Raw genomic sequence first — 18555 nt, 5'->3', positions numbered from 1 at the left:
CCCGCCGCACCACAGAAGGCAAAACACCCCGCGAGATCCGCCGCTGCCTCAAGCGCTACATCACCCGCGAGCTCTACCGCCAACTCGAGCACCCACAAACCCTTGACAGGACATAGGAGCGTCGCCGGGCCATGTCGAGAACACCCTCGAAGAAGGGTCGGCGGCCCACCCCGGCCTTCGGGCGAAAGGCTTCCGGCAGGGAGGTCTCGACAGGCTCGACCACCGGGGCTGGTCGTTCCGGCAGGGAACTGTGTTGGTCTCGACACGCCTCCGCCTAGCGGCTCCGGCGGCTCGACCACGGGGGCGGTCTCAACAAGCTCGACCAGCGGGGAGGGGTCTCGACAAGCTCGACCAGCGGGGCGAGGTCTAGACAAGCTCGAACACCGGAGCGAGGTCTCGGCAGGCTCGAACACCGGAGACGACACAGTCAGCGAAGCGCCCTCAAGCGCCCATCCAGCTCACACATGAGCGAAGCGACACGATTACCGTCAGCAGAAACCGCGGGGTACCGCACAAGCACATCGACAAGCCCCGGCGTAGCACGAGCAACAGCACGGTCCAACGAGACCGAAGCAGCCCCAGAGTCACCCGAAGCGCCGATCTCCGCGATCCGAGCGACGCTCGCGGCGGCACGCAGGATGTGCCCGACCTGAGCAGCATCGGCGAGCGGATGAAGATAGGCCGCCGACGCGGCGTCGCCAGCACAACGCGCCGCCAACCGGGAGACCTCGGCAGGCGCCTCCGCAGCCGCGCGATGAGCGTCCATGGAGGTGACCCGCTGCAGCTTCGTACGCCTCGCGCCACCGACGAAGTCCCAGGCCGCGTCCAGCGCGAGCCTGGGGCGAGGGTCGTCGGGACGAGCCGCCTCGAAGACCGGGAGCACCTCGGCAGCGGACTCGGCGACGTAGCGGGCGACGACCCGCAGCTCGTCCGCCGTCAGCTCGAAGTCTCCGGTCACGGAGAAGCCAGCGTCAGGCGTGACCGTCGAACATCGAGGTCACCGAGCCGTCCTCGAAGACCTCACGGATCGCGCGGGCGAGCATGGGGGCGATGGAGAGCGTGGTGAGCTTGTCGAACTGCTTCTCGTCCGGCACCGGGAGGGTGTTGGTGATGACGACCTCGATGGCCTTGGAGTTCTTCAGCCGGTCGACGGCCGGGTCGGAGAGGATCGCGTGGGTGGCACAGATGATCACACCGGCAGCACCGTCGGCCATGATCGCGTCGGCGGCCTTCACGATCGTGCCACCGGTGTCGATCATGTCGTCGGTGAGGATGCAGATGCGGTCCTTGACCTCGCCCACGACCCGGTTGGCGACGGTCTCGTTGGGCCGATTGACGTCGCGGGTCTTGTGGATGAACGCCAGCGGCGCCCCACCGAGCCGCGCCGCCCATCGCTCGGCGACCTTGATCCGGCCGGCGTCGGGCGACACGACCGCGAGCGGCTGGTCGCCGTACTTGTCCTTGATGTAGTCGGTCAGCAGCGGCAGCGCCATCAGGTGGTCGACCGGGCCGTCGAAGTAGCCCTGGAGCTGGTCGGCGTGGAGGTCGACGGAGATGATCCGGTCCGCACCCGCGGTCTTGAACATGTCAGCGACCAGACGCGCCGAGATCGGCTCGCGACCACGGTGCTTCTTGTCCTGGCGGGAGTAGCCCCAGAACGGCATGACGACGGTGATCCGCTTGGCCGAGGCCCGCTTCAGCGCGTCGACCATGATCAGGTGCTCCATGAGCCACTGGTTGATCGGCGCCGTGTGCGACTGGATGACGAACGCGTCCGAACCGCGCACCGACTCCTCGTAGCGCACGTAGATCTCGGAGTTGGCGAAGTCGTAGGCCGCCGTCGGCGTCAGCTTCGTCCCAAGCAGGTCAGCGACCTCCTCGGCGAGGACCGGGTGAGCCCGGCCGCTGAAGAGCATCAACTGCTTCTCGGTGGTGCGCTTGGTCATGTGCTGGCTCCTACCCCCGGGGTCACTGCTCTTGGATTCTCCATCAACTACGCCGCCGGACCCAACCCCCGACGTCACTCCCCTGTCGCCGGGGGTTCACCGATGATGGGTACGCCCGCCTCGAGCGCTTCCTCGGCAGCGGCAGCCTGCGGCGTGCCTGCCCTCTTCGACAGCGTCCATCCCTCGATGATCCGCTGCTGACCTGCGGAGACGGCCAGCGCACCGGCCGGCACGTCCTCCCTGATCAGGGACTCGCCACCGGTCGTCGCACCGTCTCCGACGACCACCGGGGCGACGAAGGTCACACCAGACCCCGACTTCACGTGGCGTCCGATCCGGGTCTTGTGCTTGTTGACCCCGTCGTAGTTGGCGAAGATCGTCCCGGCCCCGATGTTGGAGCCCTCCCCGATCGTCGCGTCCCCGACGTAGGACAGGTGGGGCACCTTGGCGCCGACGCCGATGGTGGAGTTCTTGACCTCGACGAAGCCGCCGATCTTGCCCCCTTCACCGAGCACCGTGCCCGGGCGCAGGTAGGAGAACGGCCCGACGTCGGCACCGGGTCCAACGACGGCGAGCTCCGCCTGCGTACGCACCACCCGGGCGCCGTGGCCGACCTCGGTGTCCTTCAACGTGCAGTCGGGGCCGATCACCGCGTCCTCCTCGATCCGGGTGGCACCGATCAGCTGGGTGCCCGGCAGGATGGTGACGTCGGGCGAGAGCTCGACATCGGCGTCGATCCAGGTCGTGGCCGGGTCCATCACCGTGACCCCGTCCTTCATCCACCGGGTCACGATCCGGTCGTTGAGGATCTTCCCGAGCGCGGCCAGCTGAGCCCGGTCGTTGGCACCCTCGGCCTCGCTGACGTCGTCGAGGACGTACGCATCCACGCCCAGCCCGTCGGCGACCGCCAGCGCGATCGCGTCGGTGAGGTAGAACTCCTTCTTGGCGTTGTCGTTGCCGATCCTGGGCAGTACGCCGGCCAGGAACGCCCCGTCGAAGGCGATGATCCCCGAGTTGATCTCGGTGATCGCCCGCTGCTCGTCGGTCGCGTCCTTCTCCTCGACGATTCCGCTGACCCCCGCCTTGTGCCCATCGCCGGGCCCATCACTGCACGCAGGATCCGGCCGTAGCCGAAGGGCTCCGGGACGATCCCGCTCAGGATCGTCGCGGCCCGCCCGGCGGCCTCGTGGTCGGCCACGAGCGCGCGCAGCGACTCACCGCGCAGCAGGGGCGTGTCGCCGTACGTCACCACGACCGTCCCGGCGGCGACCGACGCCGTCTCGACCGCCATCCGCACGGCATGTGCCGTGCCGAGCTGCTCGCTCTGGACCGCGATCACGGCCTCGGGGAGGATCTCGGCGATGTGGGGCTCGACCAGCTCCCGCTGGTGTCCCACGACCGCGACGACCCGGGACGCTCCGGCCTCCGAGACCGCGGCCAGGACGTGGCCGACCAGACTCCGCCCCGCGATCTGGTGGAGCATCTTGGGAGTCTTGGACTTCATCCGGGTGCCGCCCCCGGCGGCCAGCACGATCACGGTGAGCTCGCTCATGTCGGGTCAGTCTAGGGTCCCGAAGCGTGAGGCCGTGCCGCAGGTCGTGCGATGCGCGCATGCGCCTCGGAGAGGCTCAGATCCGGGAGCGGTACTCCGCGAGGATCTTCTCCGCCTTCTCCCTGTCGGCGTCCTGCAGCGGGATGAGCAGCTCGGCGACCACGTCGGTCAGCTCTGCGACGCGCCGGTTGAGTTGACGCTGCTCCTGCACCTCGGCCTCGAGCGCCTCGATGCGGCGGACCAGCGAGGCACGCGTACGGGCCGCGTCGCGCGCACCGCGCGCGATGTTCTTGATGCTGGATTCGTCGGACATGTCAGTTTCCTTCTGCACGGTGTCTGGGGGGAGGCCACGAGGCGCGCAGCCGCGCGATGCCCGGCAGCGGGTCGCCGAGCATGTCCTGCCCGTCGTTGATCTCGAGGTGCTCGACCACTCCGCCGGCCGCCTCGATCTCGGCCTGGACGACGGCGGGATCGACGCGACGTACGAGGCCTTCGGGCTTCGGCTCGGGGAGGTCATCCCCGGTGACCGCGAACTCGAGGTAGAGCTTGCCGCCGCCCGGGCGCAACGCCATCTTCGACAGGGTCCAGAGCTGGCTTCGCGCGGCCTCGTCGAGGCAGCCGATCAGGTCGCGGGCGTAGAGGTGGTGCGGGTCGCGGGCCAGCCGCGCGCCCAGCGTCAACGTCTGCCGGAGCTCACCGAGGATGAGCTGGTCGGCGTTCACCGAGAGCTTGTTGCGGTTGGCCCGTCGGCGAATCGCCGCGACAGCGGCGCGGGAGAAGTCGAAGGCCTGCACCTGGTGACCCTCGCGGGCGAAGTAACGCGCGTCGCGCCCGACCGCACCGGCGCCGATGTCGACCACCTTGGCGTCCTCGGGCAGCTGCTCGAGGACCCACTCACCGAAGGACGACTGCTTGCCCTCGAGGTCGCCTCTGCTGCTGCCGTGGAACTCGGTCCAGTGCCCCATGTCGGTGCGGAAACCCCGCAGCCACCCGTCCAGGCGACGTACGCCGGCGGGCGGGTCCGCGTACTTGAACGACGGGTCCGGGGTGCGCCACTGCGGACCGTAGATGAAGGCCAGCATCTCCTCGGGCTCGGCGGGAGCCGGGAAGTCGTAGCCGTGCAGGTTGATCGTCGACACCGGCACGATCGCCTCGCGGCGCAGCCGGCCGGAGCGGTTGCCGAGCTGGTAGAAGACCGGCTCGCCGCCCTCGTCGGGAACGTAGAACGCCACGAAGATGTCGATGTGCACCTTGCGGCCGTCGGAGACCTGGTGCAGCACCTTGATGTCGCCACCGGACATCCGCAGGACGCTCCAGCCGCGCTCGCGCATGGTGCGCTCGATGGCGTACGACTCGGTGATGATCTCGGCGGGGACGGTGTGCTTGGAGAGGTAGCAGACGTCGGTGTCGGAGTCGTGCCCGAGCATCCGGCCCTCGCGGATCGCGCCGAGAAGCGCGCCGTAGTTGAGATAGGCCTCGACGCCGACCACGTCGCGGAGGTCGGCGAGGACCCGCTGGGTGCCGTCGAGGATCTCCGCGCGGATGCTTTCGCCGGTGGCCTCGAACGAGCGGGTCAGGTGGCCGACCTTGTCGACGCTGAGCGGGTTGCCGCTGCCGTCGACGATCGCGATGACGCCCTCACCGGAGCCGAGGGAGATCTTCTCCTCGAAGAGCACCTCGCCCTCGTAGTCGGCGATGGTCATCGTCGCGGAGCCGTTCAGGAAGCGGGTGAGGACGTTCGGCCACGGCACCAAGGTGCCGCCGGCTGCCGGGTGGCCGTCACGCTCTGGAGTGAGGGACCAGACGTACTGGCCGTCGACGGAGAGGACCAGGACCTGCGTGGAGGAGTTCCGGACGAGGACCCCCTCGTCGGAGATCTCGAACTGTTCGCCGGGCGTGAGGGCACTGACGGTCACGAGACCTGGGCACCTTCTCGCGCGATCGCCTTCCGCAGAGCGGTGCTGCTGGTCTGGAGGGTGTAGGGGAAGTAGACGACCTCGACGCCGACGGAGGCCATCTTCATCTCGAGGGCGTCACCCTTCTCGGTGCCCTTCCAGTCATCACCCTTGAAGAGGTGGGTGAACCCGACCTCGCGCCAGGAGTCGACCTTGTTGGTGGTGCGCTCGGCGTAGACCGCGTCCACGATCCCGATCGCCTCGACGATCTCGAGCCTCTCGACGAGCGGGACGGTCGGGATGATCCCCTTGGCCGTCTCGCAGACCTCGTCGGAGACCACACCCGCGATCAACGTGTCGCAGCGCTCGCGCGCCTGGCGAAGCATGTTGAGGTGACCGATGTGGAAGAGATCGAACACGCCAGGTACGTAACCGATGACCGGTCCCATGCCCACGCTTCCTCCAAGTGTTTGTCGAGTAGTTTGGGCGACTTTACACCCTGCTCCCCCACGGCCCAGATACAGGCCAGTATCCATGCCTCCCCGCACATCTCCGGAATCACAAGCGCGACACGCGGACGTCCACAGGAAGCCCGGTGACCTTACCCGAAAGTGAACAGCACATGGCCATTTCCGCCCGAACCCCGCTCACGCGGGCGGCATGACCCCGAGGAGGACGAGCAGACCGGGGAGTCCGGAGAACAGCAGCCCGAGAAGGACGGGAGCACCCAGCAACCCGATGGGAACCGTGCGCCTCCCGGCGGCGTGTCGCCGCAGGTAGGACACCGCGAGTACGCCGAACCCCGCGGCCGAGACGATCGAGCCCAGGAGGTAGGCGACCGAACGCATGCCGAGGTCACCCGGGACGCCACTCACCCCCGCGAGGATCATGCCCGCCTCCGCCGTGCTGCCGACCGCATCGAGCGCGAGCGTCGCGAAGGCACCCCAGAGCAGCACCGACATGACCCTGGGCGTCACGAAGCGGATCGGACGTGCGCTCACCGACAGCAACGCCACCGCTGCGCCCAGCAGCTTCAGCCCGGTCACGACCCAGTTCATCACCGAGAGCCCCGCGGCGTACTCGGCGTAGCGGCCCTCGGCGAAACGATCGGTGGCCTCGAAGACCACGTTCACCGCGGCGAAGGCCAGGCATCCCAGCGCCATCAGCACGGCGACGGCGATGATGGCAGGGCCTGCCGTCCGCGCCGAGGGCTCCGCCGGTCCACTGTGGTTCACAAGAGTTGTCATGCTCTCGAGGCTAGGAATCCCGGCGAGGCGAGCGCATCGGGGCAACCCCTGTCTGACCCCGGGTTCAGGCACTGACGACATCCTCCGCGGTTTCCTCCGCCGCCACGCCGCGTGAGCCGCCCCAGCACTCGACGCCGTACGAGAGGATGCGCGTGTGCTGATCGACATGCCCCTCATTCGTGGCGAGCTGTACGGAATGGTGAGCTGAACACGACCACTGCTGCGATCGCGAAGATCGCAACAGCGACCCACAACGCTTCGCGAAGCCCCAGCAGCTGGGCGACCAGACCACCGGCGAGAGCGCCGACCACAGCGCAGGTGCGGTTCGCGGACCGGATGGTCGCATTCATCCGCCCCTGGAGCGCATCCGGCGTCACGGCTTGCCGATAGCCCAGGGAGTTGGAGTTCCCGACGCCCATGCCGAACCCGGCCATCACCTGTGCGGCAGCGAGGATCACGATGCCGACTGCGGTCGGCGGTGCCAGAGCAGAAGCTCCCCATGCCAACGGTGCGGCAGAGAAGCCGAGCAGCGTGGCGCCTCCCGCCCCCAGACGAAATCCGGCTTTGACAGCGATCAGGGCTCCGATCAGACCGCCGACGCCGGTGAACGCCATGACCACGCCATAGCCGAGCGCGGTCAGTCCCATCTCGCGCAGTGCGAACGGCGCGAACGCCGTCAGCGCCATCGCGTTGCCGATGAACCAGACGTGGGTGGAGATCGCGTGTGGGGCGATAGTGCGATGGCGGTAGATGTAGCGCACCCCGACGCTGATGTCGTCCAGCACCTGGCCCGGTGTGCTCGGCCGACGCTGCAGCGGAGGCTCCTCGACGCGTAGACGAGCGTTCATCACCGCCCCGAGCGCACAGGTGAGCACATCAGCGACGACCGCGAAAGGCGCCCCGATCAACGCGGCCAATCCGCCGCCCAGGGCCGGACCCGACGTCATCGCGACAGTGTCGCCCTGATCGATGCGCGCGTTCGCCGAGAGCAGCGCTCGCTTCGGTACCAGCCGGGGAAGAAACGACTGCCGCGCAGCGATCTCGAGAACCGAGAGGGCCCCGATCACGAAGAGCACGGCAGCCACTACGACCAACGTGAGGGCGTCGGCCAGCCAGAGCACCGGGATGGCCAGCAGCGCAACCGCCTGCGCCGCGTTCGACCAGACCAACAGCGGTTTGCGCCGGACCCTGTCGACGAGGACGCCCGCGAAGAGTCCCAGGAAGGCGTACGGCAGAACTCTGCCAGCGTTCACGATGCCGACCTCCGCAGGAGTGGCGACCAGCACCTGGACGACGAGCACCTGGACCGCGACGACCGAGACGGCGGTGCCGAACGCCCCCGTCGTCGACGCAGTCCAGTAACGGACAAAGGCGGGGATCTTCATCGCCTCGTCCCTCATGCGGAGCGAGCCTATGGTGCGACCTCAGCCTGACCGCGCGGTTTCCGACGAAAGCGCCCATGTTCCGTCACCACCACGGCACGACAGGCGTTGCAGAACGGCGGTACGCCGAGGGTCCTGGATTGGAGCCTTGCGCAGACAGAGCGACCGACGGATGGACGCGTCGTCGACGCCTAGGCTGCGCCATGATCACATGCGTCATCGACTACACGGTCGACTCGTGCAAGCTGCAGGACTTTGAACGGTTCGCCCAAGCGTGGATCGCGCTGGTCAACCGGCACGGAGGGACCCACCACGGGTATTTCCTGCCGAGCGAAGGCGCCAGCGACAAGGCCCACGCGCTGTTCTCCTTTCCTTCCCTCGCCGACTACGAGCGATTTCGAGCCCGCTTCGGCACCGACCCAGACTTCATCGCCGCGGACGCGATACGAGAAGGATCAGGATGCCTCCGGCGGTACGAGCGGACGTTCATGCGCCCGGTGCTGGACGGGCGCCTGCCCGAACGCTGAGGGACAGCGGACCGTTTCAGGGCCGCCGTGTGCCATCCTCGTGTGCCATCCGGAAAGACGAAACCCGCCTTGATCTGCCGAAGTGCAGGTCAAGGCGGGCTTTCTGCTCCCCGGGTAGGAGTCGAACCTACGTCGCTAGTCCTGATTCAAAGTCAGGCGGGCCCTGCCGGCAGACCAACCGGGGAACGTACGCCGAAACGCACGGGACAACTGTAGACGGCGAACGTCTCGCTCACCGCACTGACTCGGGCAGGGAGAGCAGCGATGTGATGCTCGGCCGCTCGCTTCGGGAACCGTCGGCGGCGACTGAGGCCAGATCGCGAGGTTTGCCGACGCTCATCACGTGTTGGCGTCGGAATCAACGATTCCAGGCGGTTGGATGCGACACGTTGCCGCCATGCTCATCCTCGGTCGTTCGATGAGGGACATCGATTGGACCACCGCGGTGGTGACGGGCCTCCTAGGCTCCTTCGTCGGTGGACTGGGGCTCAGCCTCGCGACCGGGGGCGTGGGGCTTCTGGCGCCGTTCCCGCCAGGGCTGAGTCGCCCCATACGGGTGAAGCGGCGTCAATAGGCTGCGATCAGACTCCCCTCACTGATCATCCTGCATATGCAGGATCTAACGAAGAGGGGCTTGTCTTGGACGCCATATTGAAGGACTTCGGAACCGTGCTCCTCTGGACGCTCTGGTTCTTCATCTGGGTCGCCGCACTGATGGTCTGGATCCGCTGCATCTTCGACCTGTTCGGCGACACATCGCTCAGCGGCGGGGCCAAGGCCGGTTGGGCGGTCCTCCTCGTCCTGCTGCCCTGGGTGGGCGCGGTGATCTACCTGATCGCCCGCGGCCGGAGCATGAACGAGCGCCAGCAGGCCAAGGCCGCAGAGCTGGAGGCGGCCCAGGCCGACTACATCAAGAAGGTCGCCGGCGGCCCGGCCTCATCTGTCTCCCCGGCCGACCAGATCGCCAGCGCCAAGGCCCTCCTCGACGCCGGCACCATCGATCAGGGCGAGTTCGACGCCCTGAAAGCAAAGGCACTCGCCTGAGTCTTCGGCGGTGATCGCCTCGAGCCCGATGCGGGTGGCGTACGCACACCCCACCCGCATCGGTGATGCCAGCAGGTCACGGCCTTTCGATTCCGGCCTGCTCGCCCTGGTCTCCGACCCCGGCGAGATCAACATCCGCGAGGCGCTCGCGGGCAGAGAACATCGTCGAGTCTGCCGTCGAGAAGGTCGAGGCCGACGTCATCAAAGCCGCGGCCAAGGAAGCCTTGGCGACCCACACCACCGAATGCGACAGCGCCCGTTACCTTCTTCGTGACCCCAGAGACAAGGGGTCCTGGTCGCCGGTTCCGGCATGACTAACTGCCCCTGTCGTAGGCATGATCCCGGGGGGTGTTGTCACCGGGACCGGTGGCGCGGGACGACCGCTGATAGGGACAGGGCCGTCAGTACGTCGAGGAGCTCGGCGTGGCTGGTAGGTCTCTTCGTAACGTGGGTGCCGGCATCCTTCGCCAGACTTGGTGACCAGTCCCCGTACGCGAAGGGAATGGACTCGATGGACAGACCCGACTACGCCGTGTACCTCGGCCTCGATGTCGGCAAGGAAGAGCACCACGCGACCGGGCTGGATCCGTCCGGGATTCGGATGCATGACAAGCCGCTGCCGCAGGCCGAGGACAAGATCCGCGATCTGCTCCAGGCGCTGACCGAGCGTGGCCGGGTGCTGGTGGTGGTCGATCAGCCGGCGTCGATCGGGGCGCTCGCGGTCGCGGTCGCCCGGGACCTGGGCATCGACGTGGCCTACCTGCCCGGGCTGGCGATGCGCCGGATCGCGGACCTGCACCCGGGCAACACCAAGACCGACGCCCGCGACGCCTACATCATCGCCGAGGCCGCCCGGTCGATGCCGCACGCGCTGCGCCGGGTCGACACCGACGACGAGGCCCTCGCGGACCTGGAGGTGATCGTCGGTTACGACGATGACCTGGCGGGAGAGGTGACCCGGATCAGCAACCGCATCCGAGGGCTGTTGACGCAGGTCAACCCAGGGTTGGAGCGAGTGCTGGGTCCGAAGGTCCAGCGCCGGGCCGTGCTCGAGCTGCTGACCCGCTTCGGTGGCCCGACCGGCCTGGCCGCCGCGACCCGCCGCCAGTTGATCGCGGCCACGAAGACCCGCGCACCACGCACCTATGAGCAGCTCGTCGACGACGTGCAACAGGCGCTGACCGAACAGAGGGTGACCGTGCCCGGCACTCGCGCCGCCGAGATGGTCCTGCCCCAACTGGCGACCCAGCTGGCCAGCCTGCTGACCCAACGCGAGGCCGCGGCGACGCAGATCGAGGAGATGCTTGATGCGCACCCTCTTGCCAAGGTCCTGACATCGATGCCCGGCGTCGGTGTCAGGACCGGAGCCCGCATCCTCCTTGAAGTCGGTGACGGATCCTCGTTCCCGACCAGCGGCCACCTGGCCGCCTACGCCGGGCTGGCGCCCGTCACCCGTCGCTCCGGGCTCAGCATCCGCGGTGAGCACCCATCCCGGACCGGGAACAAACAACTCAAACGCGCCTTCTTCCTGGCCGCGTTCGCCGCGCTGCAGGACCCGACCAGCCGGGCCTACTACGACCGCAAACGAGCCCAGGGCAAGAAGCACAACGCCGCGCTGGCGTGCCTGGCCCGACGCCGCGTCGACGTACTCCACGCCATGCTCAAACACGGCACCCTCTACGAAGACCGATCAGCACCCGCTGCGGCTTGACGAAGACCATAGGGACACCCCCCCGACAGGTACCCCGCCGTGCTACGCCTGCGGTCCGCCAGGACTGGAAACAAGTCGTAAGCCTCGGCGAGCCCATCCTTGACGTGGCGACTTCTCGTATACCCCCCGAGGCGAAGGTTCTCCTCGACAGTCAATTCCGAGAAGACGCGACGCCCTTCGAGAACTTGGACAACACCCCGTCGAACGATCTCATCGGGAGACAGGTCAGCCGTTCCCTGACCGTTCAAAGCGATGCTGCCCCTCGTGAGTTCCGCGTCGTGCATGTCCAGCAGGCCGGAGAGAGCCCGCAAAAGGGTTGTCTTCCCTGAGCCGTTGGCACCAAGCAGGGTTACGATCTGGCCAGCCGGCACGTTGAGGGAGACACCGCGCAACACCAGGATGACGTCGTCATACACGACCTCAAGATTCTCTACCGCAAGCATGGCGGTCGAGTGGGCAGGTGCTGTCCGGGTGGGTGCCGGGCGGGAGAATCTCGTCACTTCAGCGGATCCAGGGTGTAGCAGGGTTCGGCGAGCTCGAACGACGCGGCAGTGCTGCCGAGATCGCGTTGAACAGCGCGCACGCCGAGGCAAGTAAGCCATCGGTGTCGTCGCTGGCGTTGAGGAGGCTGTGGGAGAGGAGGGTGAGGGTGTCGGCCTCTGCTCGGGCCTTGGCTGCCTGGGAGGTGCGGCGTGCAGCGGTGTCGACGACGGTGGCTACGGCGATGCCGACCACGACGAACAGGAGGATCGCGAGGGCGTTCTCGGGCTCGTCGATGGTGATGGTGTACAGCGGTGGCGTGAACAGCACGTTGAGCAGCAGCCCGCTTCCCACCGATGAGATCACGGCGGGGACCAGGCCGCCGATGAGGGCGGTGGCGACCACGATGACCATCAGGGCCATCGCCTCGGTGGGCAGTGGAGTCGATGTCGTGCTGGGTGCGGTAGCGCTCCAGGCCTTCCTCGACTCGATCGGCGAGCCAGAGCAGGGCGAGCTCACGCAGGGCGGTGAGGTCGCCCTCGCGGAAGTACTGCGAGAGGGCAGCGTCGACCTTGTCGGGGGCGTAGATGTTGCCGTGCGCCATGCGTCGTCGCGGTGACTGGGGGCTCATGTCGACCAGCTCGATCTGGTCGGCCGAGCGGACCACCGGGTCCGGCACGGTCTCGCGCTGCCGCCCCCCGGTGATGGCCTCGGTGACGTCGTTGAGCGACTCCAGGTGCTGGATGTTGACGGTGGTCACCACCTCGACGCCCGCGTCGCGCAGTGCCTCGAAGTCCTGCCATCGCTTCTCGTGGCGGCTTCCCGGGACGTTGGTGTGCGCCAGCTCGTCGACCAGGACGACATCGGGGTGGCGCGAGCACCGCGTCGAGGTCCATCTCCTCGAGGACCGTGTCCTTGTAGGTGACCCTGCGTCGCCCGATCACTTCCAGGCCGTTCACCGCTGCTTGGGTGCGTGGACGGCCGTGGTCCTCGACGTAGCCGACGACGACGTCGGTGCCTCGCTCGAGGCGACGGTGTCCCTCGTCGAGCATCGCGTAGGTCTTGCCGACCCCGGGGGCGGCTCCCAGATAGACCCGCAGCCTGCCACGTTCCACGTCGCCACTATCGCTGCTGGGCTCGCTCACGGTTTCACCGGCCGGTCATTGCTGTGCGGCCTGCTGGATGGCGAGGTTGAGCTCGAGGACGTTCACCCCAGGCACACCGAGGAACCCAAGACTCCGACCGGACGTGTGCTCCTCAATGAGGTCCTCCACCGTCGAGGTGCTGAGCCCACTTGCGCGGGCGACGCGCGGGGCCTGGATCTGGGCATACGCCGTGGAGATATGGGGGTCCAAGCCGGATCCCGAAGCGGTGAGCGCGTCGGGGGGCACAGCCTCGGGGCTCACCTGCTCGGTCTTGGCGATGGTGGCCCGTCGCTCGGCGATGAGGGTGATCAGGTCGGGGCTTGAGGGGCCGAGGTTGCTGGGCGCCGAGGCCGGGGTGTCGTAGTTGTTCGTGGAGGGTCGGGAGTGGAACCACTGGTCGCCCTCGAAGTTCTGGCCCAGCAGCCGTGAGCCGACCACCATGCCGTCGTGGTGGAGGGGCTGGCCGTCGGCGTGGTCCCCGAGCGCGCGGCCGGCGGCGTAGACGGCGAGGGGGTAGCCGATGCCGAGGATCACGGTGAGCACGATGAGCAGCCGCAGTGCAGCGAGGGACTGGCGAGCGAGGTCAGTGAGCATGGTCAGCCGATTCCTGGGATGGTCGAGACGAGCAGGTCGATGAGCTTGATGCCGAGGAACGGCGCGAGGACGCCCCGAGGCCGAAGACGAGCATGTTGCGCCGCAGGACGGCGGTGGCGGATGCGGCGCGGAACCTGACGCCGCGCAGGGCCAGTGGAATCAGCGCGATAATGATCAGGGCGTTGAAGATGACGGCCGAGAGGATCGCCGACTGGGGCGTGGCGAGGCCCATCACGTTCAACCGGTCCAGCGAGGGGTAGGCGGCTACGAACATGGCCGGGATGATTGCGAAGTACTTGGCGATGTCGTTGGCGATGGAGAACGTGGTCAGGGCGCCGCGGGTGATGAGGAGCTGCTTGCCGATCTCCACGATGTCGACGAGCTTGGTGGGGTCGGAGTCGAGGTCGACCATGTTGCCGGCCTCCTTGGCGGCCGCGGTGCCGCTGTTCATGGCCACGCCCACGTCCGCTGCAGCCAGTGCCGGAGCGTCGTTGGTACCGTCACCGGTCATCGCCACGAGCCGGCCACCGGTCTGCTCCTTGCGGATGAGGCCATCTTGTCCTCCGGCGTGGCCTCGGCGAGGAAGTCATCCACCCCGGCCTCCTCGGCGATGCTGTGCGCGGTCAGGGCGTTGTCGCCGGTGATCATCACCGTGCGGATGCCCATCGAGCGCAGCTGCGTGAACCGCTCGCTCATCCCCTCCTTCACGACGTCCTTGAGGTGGACCACCCCCAGCACCATTGCTTGCCCGTCGGGGTCGCGTCGCGCGATCACCAAGGGGGTGGGTGCCTCCCTGGCGGGCGATGCCGTCGATCACATCGAGAACCTCAGCGGGCGCAGTGAGGTCGAGCCAGGCGGCCACCGCGGAGGCGGCGCCCTTGCGGAGCTGGGTGCCGTCGACCAGGTCGACGCCCGACATCCGGGTCTGGGCGGTGAACTCCACGAACGTCGCATTCGTGGGCAGATCCTGCTCGTCGGCGCCCTCGGCCAGCGCGAGCGCGACGATGCTGCGGCCCTCGGGGGTCTGGTCGGCGAGGCTGGAGCGGCGAGCCTCATCACGCAGCTCCTGCGCGGCCACCCCCGGGGCGGGCACGAAGCGTGCCGCCTGGCGGTTGCCGTAGGTGATGGTGCCGGTCTTGTCGAGCAGCAGCGTGCTTAGTTCCATCGCGGTCCTCCTCAGCGGCCCGGGGCCGGGCGGTCGGTGACGGGCTGCGTGCCGGGGATGTCGCGCTGCTGGCCGGGTGGTTTGGGGACGAAGGACTCGTCCAGGTCGGCGGCGATGTCGCGCATCTGGGTCTGGTATCGCTCCCACTCGCGGGGGTGGATGCCGTTCTGCAAGGCCGAGGCGACGATGGCGGCCATGGAGTAGGGCCGGTCGGCGGGCACCTGGTCGAGCGCGCACCAGGCCTTGGCGCCGTCGCCGTGCAGCCAGCTGGCGAAGCCGAGCATGGAGGCCGGCGCTGCGCGGACCTCGTCCGGGCCGCGGCGGGTGAGGTCGGTCCAGACGGCCATGTGGGAGGTGGAGTTCTCCCGACTCATGTCCTCCCAGAGCGCGTCCCGGGTGCTGATCGTCTCCAGGGCCACGAGCATCCGCGCGCCGTCGACGTCGGGGAGCCGGTGGCCGTCGGCGTGGAACTGCTCGAGGCGGTCCAGGGCCCAGTCCCGCTCCGCAGCGGGTGTGCTGGCCGCGGCCGCCGCTCGAGCCGCGGGGAGGAGCTGGGCGATGGGCTCGCGGTCGCCGACCATGGAGGCGGCCAGGGACTCGCGGCTGGCGGCCGGCTGGGCGGCGCCGGTGAGCACGGTCGCGGCCGCGATCCGCTCAGCGGTCGACGGGGTCTGCAGCCCGGTCTGGCCGGTGTTGAACTCGCGCCAGCGCTCGCCGTCGGACCACAGGCTGATGTGTGTGGTGATGCCGACGTCCTGGAGACGGTTGGACAGGTGCTGGCTGGCCAGCTCGGCGCTGCGGCGGTCCTCGGTGATGCAGATGATGGCCAGGCGGGCACCGGGCCGGGCGTGGCGGCCGTACGGGCCGCTGAGTGCGTCCCAGACCTCCTCGCGATCGGCGGCGGTCCGGGGCAGGTCAACGCGGGTGATCGGCAGTCCGGGCCGGAAGGGCACCAGGACGATCGACTCCTCGGGCTTGAAGCCGAGGACGTGCGGCACCGCGGCGAGCAGCTCGTCCGGGGACTGAACGACGAGATCCATCGGAGCGAACCTCCTCAGCTGGCCTGGGCCGCGTGCGGGGCGCGGTCGATGCGCGCGAACACGTACTTGAGCGAGATGCCGACCTCGCCGAAGCGGTTGTCGACGACCACGACGTCATTGGTGCGCTTCTCGCCGGTCTGCTTGTCCGGCCAGCTCTCGGTGCGCTCGAGGCCGTGGACGACGATCGGGTCACCGGATCCGCAGCTGTCGTGTACGTGGGTGGCTGCCGAGCCGAAGATCTTGACGTTGTGGGCGGTGGGCTCGTCGCTGACCCACTCCCCCTGGTCGTTCTGGACCCGGCGGTTGACCAGGATGCGGCAGGTGACGAACGGCTTGTTGTTCTCCCGGGTGTGGTGCAGCTCCGGTGCCTCGGCCAGGTTGCCGGCGAAGGTGACGGTGGTGGACATGGCTTCCTCCTAGGTGACTGCGAGACGTTGATGGGTCCGGCAGTCACCTAGGTGTCATCCAGGCCCGGCAGCGATCACATCGGCCGAAGTCGTTTGCACCGCTCGAGCTCGGCTGGCGGCTCGGCGGGAGATCATCCAGGCACGCAGAAGCGCCCCGACCGGCTCTCGGGTTCCGGATCGGGGCGCTGGGAAGCACGCTAGGACGAGGTGCCGACACAACTGCCGGCGTCGTCCTCGCCGGCTACCGGGCAGGCCGGCGCCGCGGCGGTCGGTTGCTGAGCTTCTGCGGTGGCGGCGGCAGGTCGCGGCCCAGGCGCCGGCGGGCATCCTCGGCCGCGGCGATCACTGCTTCCTGGGCGAACGCCGAGCGGGCGAGCATCCGGCCGAGCTCCTGGCGGTCGGCCACGAGCGCGTCTTCGACCGCCTCGATGGTCGAGGAGGGCAGGTCGTGCTTCTTGTTGAAGCTCTTGCGGGTCACGCTGACCAGGGCGGGATGCTTCTCGCCCGCGGCCGCGAGTTCGGACCGCTGCTGCGGTGAGCGCCGGGCGTGGAGCTCGAGCGCCCGGGCGAGCCAGCCGACGAACGAGCCGGGTGAGTCGGCGTCGGTGTCCAGGTCTGCGATGTAGGCCGATCGTGCGAGGTCCCACACGCCGGGTTTCCAGTAGATCCCGACCGGGATCGTGGTCTGGCTCGTCACCTGATCGCTCCCCTGGTCTCGTCCGCCGGCGTCGAGCTGCAGCGGCTAACACCAACGCCGCTGCATTCCCGGTCGGGGCTCTACGCAGCCGTTCCCACCCTCGCTCGATTCCTTCCGTTCCAACCAGCTACGAGGTGCAGCTGCGCCGCGCCGCCGCAGCAGAGTCCGCCGCCCGTGATTCGCTCCCCGACCGCCTCGACCGACTCGACCGCATCCGCGACCTTCACGCCAAGTGAGGCGAGCACTCGCCCGAGGACGCGGACGGCTACCTCGACCTGTGGGAGACGCTCGGTCGCCTCCTCGACGGCGAGCCCGCCTGACCCTCAGCCCGCGGGCCGCCCGTAGCGCTGTCCGCTGCGGGCGGCCTTCTGCGTCGGCCCAACCTCACCAGAGCGTCAGTTGCTCGCCCAGCAGCTCCTGGAGCCGCGCGAGGTCGTCGGCCACCAGCTGCGGGTCCTCGCGCGCCAGGTCGCGCAGTTCCCGCGCCCGCCGTCGCGGCCCGCGCGGATCGGCCAGTGGGCTGTACGGCAGCCGCCGCTGCACCGACCACTCCCGGCGGTTCTGCGCCGCGCTCGACACCACGACGTGATCCGGTGCGATCCGCTGGCACAGCGGGTTGTGACACCGATGCCCGAGCAGCCGCGCCTCCGCGAGCGCGTCCACCCCGTTCATCACCGCGAACGCGAACCGGTGTGCGATGATCACCCGCCCCGGCGCGTACCAGAACCGGCCATGTCCGCCGCCGTCCGTGCGCTCACGATCGGACCGACCGGCAACCGCGCCGGTCCACCACAGGCACTCGCTCCCCGGCACCCTGGCGACCTTCGCCCGGTACCGCGCGAGCACGGCCGGATCGGTGATCGCTGCCGCGACCGCCGCGAGGCCGGCGTCATCCAGCCGACGAATCGGCACCCGCTCCCTCACTCCCAGCGGTCGCCAGCGCCGCAACATCGCCGCCCTGCGCGCCGTCACGGTCGCTGTCCTGCTCGCCATCGTCGCCCGCCGGCGACTCATGGGCGAGCCGCCGCAGCCGCGTCGCCTCGCGGACGGTGATCGTCTTGCCGCACCACTCGACGGCCTCGCCCAGGGAAAGGCCCTCGCGCTCGGTCAACTCCCGCAGCGCCTCACCCGCGCGCTTCTCGGTCTCGGCCACCGCCGCGTCGCGCTCACCGATCGCGACCATGACCCGCTCGGCCAGGTCGACCACCCGACGCTCCCGTTCCTCGCGCTCGCGCCGCCGCTTTTTCGACCTCATCGTTCAGGCCACCCGCGATCCGGCCAAGGCCAGGGAACTGGGCCAGAGCGAGGAAGCCGAGCTGGTCACCGGCGCCATCCAGGGCAGCAAGCGCCTCTACGCCATCACCGATGCCGGCCGCAGTGCCTTGCAGGAACAGGCCGTCGCCCTCGACGGCGTGCGCATGCGCATCGAGGTTAGCAAGCGCGCCCTGCGCGGCCACGACCGGCCGCCGGAAATCCATGAAGCGGTCGGCAACCTGCGCCACGCCCTGCACATGCACAGCGGCCGCTGGACCAGCGAAGAGATCGAGCGGGTGCGCAACCTGCTCAACGACACCGCCAAGGCCATCGCCTCCGGGCCGGCCAACCTTGTTACGGAGAACACCCCATGAGCGACACCATTCATCGCGTCAACCATGAGATTCGCCAGCGCCGCCTCGAAGTGCTGCGGGTCACCGACCTCACCCCGCGCATGCGCCGCATTACC

At 68.6% G+C, this 18555-nt stretch carries 20 protein-coding genes, 1 tRNA gene and 3 pseudogenes; 4 read left to right on the top strand and 20 right to left on the bottom strand.

Going from position 1 to position 18555, the window contains the following annotated elements; genetic code table 11:
- Positions 1 to 427: 427 nt before the first annotated feature.
- From H5T77_RS22775 to H5T77_RS22735, 9 genes and pseudogenes are all read right to left on the bottom strand, one after another.
- Positions 428 to 958: a putative immunity protein gene (locus H5T77_RS22775; RefSeq protein WP_292652891.1), complete on the bottom strand. Its 531-nt coding sequence runs from the start codon at positions 956 to 958 to the stop codon at positions 428 to 430.
- A 13-nt stretch (positions 959 to 971) separates the two neighbouring features.
- Positions 972 to 1946 (bottom strand): ribose-phosphate diphosphokinase, encoded by a 975-nt coding sequence (locus H5T77_RS22770; protein ID WP_292652890.1) that lies wholly within the window; start codon positions 1944 to 1946, stop codon positions 972 to 974.
- A gap of 74 nt (positions 1947 to 2020) precedes the next feature.
- The gene (locus H5T77_RS22765) at positions 2021 to 2965 is read right to left on the bottom strand and encodes a bifunctional UDP-N-acetylglucosamine diphosphorylase/glucosamine-1-phosphate N-acetyltransferase GlmU (RefSeq protein WP_292652893.1); all 945 of its coding nucleotides are present in this window, start codon (positions 2963 to 2965) and stop codon (positions 2021 to 2023) included.
- 134 nt (positions 2966 to 3099) lie between these two features.
- A pseudogene (locus tag H5T77_RS22760) lies at positions 3100 to 3429 on the bottom strand (NTP transferase domain-containing protein); the annotation flags it as partial.
- 145 nt (positions 3430 to 3574) lie between these two features.
- Entirely contained in the window at positions 3575 to 3811 is a 237-nt protein-coding gene (locus tag H5T77_RS22755) for a DUF6752 domain-containing protein (protein ID WP_292652889.1), read from the bottom strand.
- Between the two features lies 1 nt (position 3812).
- Positions 3813 to 5414, bottom strand: coding sequence for a class I SAM-dependent methyltransferase (locus H5T77_RS22750; RefSeq protein ID WP_292652888.1), 1602 nt, complete (start codon positions 5412 to 5414; stop codon positions 3813 to 3815).
- Complete coding sequence (locus tag H5T77_RS22745) at positions 5411 to 5842, bottom strand: FAD synthase family protein (protein WP_179659612.1); 432 nt, start codon at positions 5840 to 5842, stop codon at positions 5411 to 5413. Before H5T77_RS22745 ends, H5T77_RS22750 begins: the two co-directional genes overlap by 4 nt.
- A 198-nt stretch (positions 5843 to 6040) precedes the next feature.
- Complete coding sequence (locus tag H5T77_RS22740) at positions 6041 to 6640, bottom strand: hypothetical protein (protein ID WP_292652887.1); 600 nt, start codon at positions 6638 to 6640, stop codon at positions 6041 to 6043.
- 173 nt (positions 6641 to 6813) lie between these two features.
- On the bottom strand, positions 6814 to 8040 hold the full coding sequence (locus H5T77_RS22735) for an MFS transporter (protein ID WP_292652886.1): 1227 nt from the start codon (positions 8038 to 8040) through the stop codon (positions 6814 to 6816).
- A gap of 185 nt (positions 8041 to 8225) precedes the next feature.
- Here H5T77_RS22735 and H5T77_RS22730 point away from each other — a divergent pair, with 185 nt between their 5' ends.
- Positions 8226 to 8549: an NIPSNAP family protein gene (locus H5T77_RS22730; protein WP_292652885.1), complete on the top strand. Its 324-nt coding sequence runs from the start codon at positions 8226 to 8228 to the stop codon at positions 8547 to 8549.
- 106 nt (positions 8550 to 8655) lie between these two features.
- Here the strand turns inward: H5T77_RS22730 and H5T77_RS22725 are convergent.
- Positions 8656 to 8734: transfer RNA gene (locus tag H5T77_RS22725), tRNA-Gln, on the bottom strand.
- Positions 8735 to 9188: 454 nt separating this feature from the next.
- On the opposite strand from H5T77_RS22725, the gene H5T77_RS22720 reads away from it, so the two are divergent.
- Positions 9189 to 9593: a PLDc N-terminal domain-containing protein gene (locus H5T77_RS22720; protein ID WP_292652884.1), complete on the top strand. Its 405-nt coding sequence runs from the start codon at positions 9189 to 9191 to the stop codon at positions 9591 to 9593.
- A 76-nt stretch (positions 9594 to 9669) separates the two neighbouring features.
- On the opposite strand, the gene H5T77_RS22715 is transcribed toward H5T77_RS22720, so the two are convergent.
- Positions 9670 to 9831 carry a hypothetical protein gene (locus H5T77_RS22715; protein ID WP_292652883.1) on the bottom strand — a complete coding sequence of 54 codons (162 nt, stop codon included), beginning with the start codon at positions 9829 to 9831 and terminating at the stop codon, positions 9670 to 9672.
- 264 nt (positions 9832 to 10095) lie between these two features.
- Here H5T77_RS22715 and H5T77_RS22710 point away from each other — a divergent pair, with 264 nt between their 5' ends.
- Positions 10096 to 11304 carry an IS110 family RNA-guided transposase gene (locus H5T77_RS22710; RefSeq protein ID WP_292652882.1) on the top strand — a complete coding sequence of 403 codons (1209 nt, stop codon included), beginning with the start codon at positions 10096 to 10098 and terminating at the stop codon, positions 11302 to 11304.
- On the opposite strand, the gene H5T77_RS22705 is transcribed toward H5T77_RS22710, so the two are convergent.
- The 9 genes and pseudogenes from H5T77_RS22705 to H5T77_RS22655 all read right to left on the bottom strand — a co-directional run bounded on the left by H5T77_RS22705 (position 11271) and on the right by H5T77_RS22655 (position 18039).
- Positions 11271 to 11747 carry an ATP-binding cassette domain-containing protein gene (locus tag H5T77_RS22705; protein ID WP_292652881.1) on the bottom strand — a complete coding sequence of 159 codons (477 nt, stop codon included), beginning with the start codon at positions 11745 to 11747 and terminating at the stop codon, positions 11271 to 11273. The two genes, H5T77_RS22710 and H5T77_RS22705, sit on opposite strands and share 34 nt — an antisense overlap.
- 115 nt (positions 11748 to 11862) lie before the next feature.
- Positions 11863 to 12836, bottom strand: a pseudogene (locus H5T77_RS25800) (DUF4118 domain-containing protein); the annotation flags it as partial.
- A 108-nt stretch (positions 12837 to 12944) separates the two neighbouring features.
- The gene (gene kdpC / locus H5T77_RS22685; protein ID WP_292652880.1) at positions 12945 to 13523 is read right to left on the bottom strand and encodes a potassium-transporting ATPase subunit KdpC; all 579 of its coding nucleotides are present in this window, start codon (positions 13521 to 13523) and stop codon (positions 12945 to 12947) included.
- A 2-nt stretch (positions 13524 to 13525) separates the two neighbouring features.
- Positions 13526 to 14691 (bottom strand): annotated as a pseudogene (kdpB, locus tag H5T77_RS22680) (potassium-transporting ATPase subunit KdpB); the annotation flags it as partial.
- A gap of 8 nt (positions 14692 to 14699) precedes the next feature.
- A complete protein-coding gene (locus H5T77_RS22675) occupies positions 14700 to 15728 on the bottom strand; it encodes a DUF4192 domain-containing protein (protein WP_292652879.1) in 1029 nt (342 codons plus the stop codon).
- A 14-nt stretch (positions 15729 to 15742) separates the two neighbouring features.
- Positions 15743 to 16135, bottom strand: coding sequence for a single-stranded DNA-binding protein (locus H5T77_RS22670; protein ID WP_292652878.1), 393 nt, complete (start codon positions 16133 to 16135; stop codon positions 15743 to 15745).
- A gap of 241 nt (positions 16136 to 16376) precedes the next feature.
- On the bottom strand, positions 16377 to 16832 hold the full coding sequence (locus H5T77_RS22665; RefSeq protein WP_292652877.1) for a hypothetical protein: 456 nt from the start codon (positions 16830 to 16832) through the stop codon (positions 16377 to 16379).
- Between the two features lie 384 nt (positions 16833 to 17216).
- Positions 17217 to 17744, bottom strand: a complete 528-nt coding sequence (locus tag H5T77_RS22660) for a hypothetical protein (protein ID WP_292652876.1) — start codon at positions 17742 to 17744, stop codon at positions 17217 to 17219.
- Positions 17722 to 18039, bottom strand: a complete 318-nt coding sequence (locus H5T77_RS22655; RefSeq protein ID WP_292652875.1) for a hypothetical protein — start codon at positions 18037 to 18039, stop codon at positions 17722 to 17724. The genes H5T77_RS22660 and H5T77_RS22655 overlap by 23 nt, the downstream gene beginning before the upstream one ends.
- Here H5T77_RS22655 and H5T77_RS22650 point away from each other — a divergent pair.
- Positions 18014 to 18460, top strand: coding sequence for a hypothetical protein (locus tag H5T77_RS22650; protein WP_292652874.1), 447 nt, complete (start codon positions 18014 to 18016; stop codon positions 18458 to 18460). The two genes, H5T77_RS22655 and H5T77_RS22650, sit on opposite strands and share 26 nt — an antisense overlap.
- Positions 18461 to 18555: the final 95 nt, after the last annotated feature.

The organism is Nocardioides sp. (genome assembly GCF_014360585.1).
GTDB lineage: Bacteria > Actinomycetota > Actinomycetes > Propionibacteriales > Nocardioidaceae > Nocardioides.
Note: the sequence above shows the minus strand (reverse complement) of the source record. Positions and strands in the feature narration are given on the sequence as shown.

Excerpts from the sequence above, each read along its gene's own strand:
- H5T77_RS22770 (WP_292652890.1), bottom strand. The coding sequence starts at position 1,946 with ATGACCAAGCGCACCACCGAGAAGCAGTTGATGCTCTTCAGCGGCCGG.
- H5T77_RS22755 (WP_292652889.1), bottom strand. The coding sequence starts at position 3,811 with ATGTCCGACGAATCCAGCATCAAGAACATCGCGCGCGGTGCGCGCGAC.
- H5T77_RS22745 (WP_179659612.1), bottom strand. The coding sequence starts at position 5,842 with ATGGGACCGGTCATCGGTTACGTACCTGGCGTGTTCGATCTCTTCCAC.
- H5T77_RS22740 (WP_292652887.1), bottom strand. The coding sequence starts at position 6,640 with ATGACAACTCTTGTGAACCACAGTGGACCGGCGGAGCCCTCGGCGCGG.
- H5T77_RS22735 (WP_292652886.1), bottom strand. The coding sequence starts at position 8,040 with ATGAGGGACGAGGCGATGAAGATCCCCGCCTTTGTCCGTTACTGGACT.
- H5T77_RS22730 (WP_292652885.1), top strand. The coding sequence starts at position 8,226 with ATGATCACATGCGTCATCGACTACACGGTCGACTCGTGCAAGCTGCAG.
- H5T77_RS22710 (WP_292652882.1), top strand. The coding sequence starts at position 10,096 with ATGGACTCGATGGACAGACCCGACTACGCCGTGTACCTCGGCCTCGAT.
- H5T77_RS22705 (WP_292652881.1), bottom strand. The coding sequence starts at position 11,747 with ATGCTTGCGGTAGAGAATCTTGAGGTCGTGTATGACGACGTCATCCTG.
- kdpC (WP_292652880.1), bottom strand. The coding sequence starts at position 13,523 with ATGCTCACTGACCTCGCTCGCCAGTCCCTCGCTGCACTGCGGCTGCTC.
- H5T77_RS22675 (WP_292652879.1), bottom strand. The coding sequence starts at position 15,728 with ATGGATCTCGTCGTTCAGTCCCCGGACGAGCTGCTCGCCGCGGTGCCG.
- H5T77_RS22670 (WP_292652878.1), bottom strand. The coding sequence starts at position 16,135 with ATGTCCACCACCGTCACCTTCGCCGGCAACCTGGCCGAGGCACCGGAG.
- H5T77_RS22650 (WP_292652874.1), top strand. The coding sequence starts at position 18,014 with ATGACCCGCTCGGCCAGGTCGACCACCCGACGCTCCCGTTCCTCGCGC.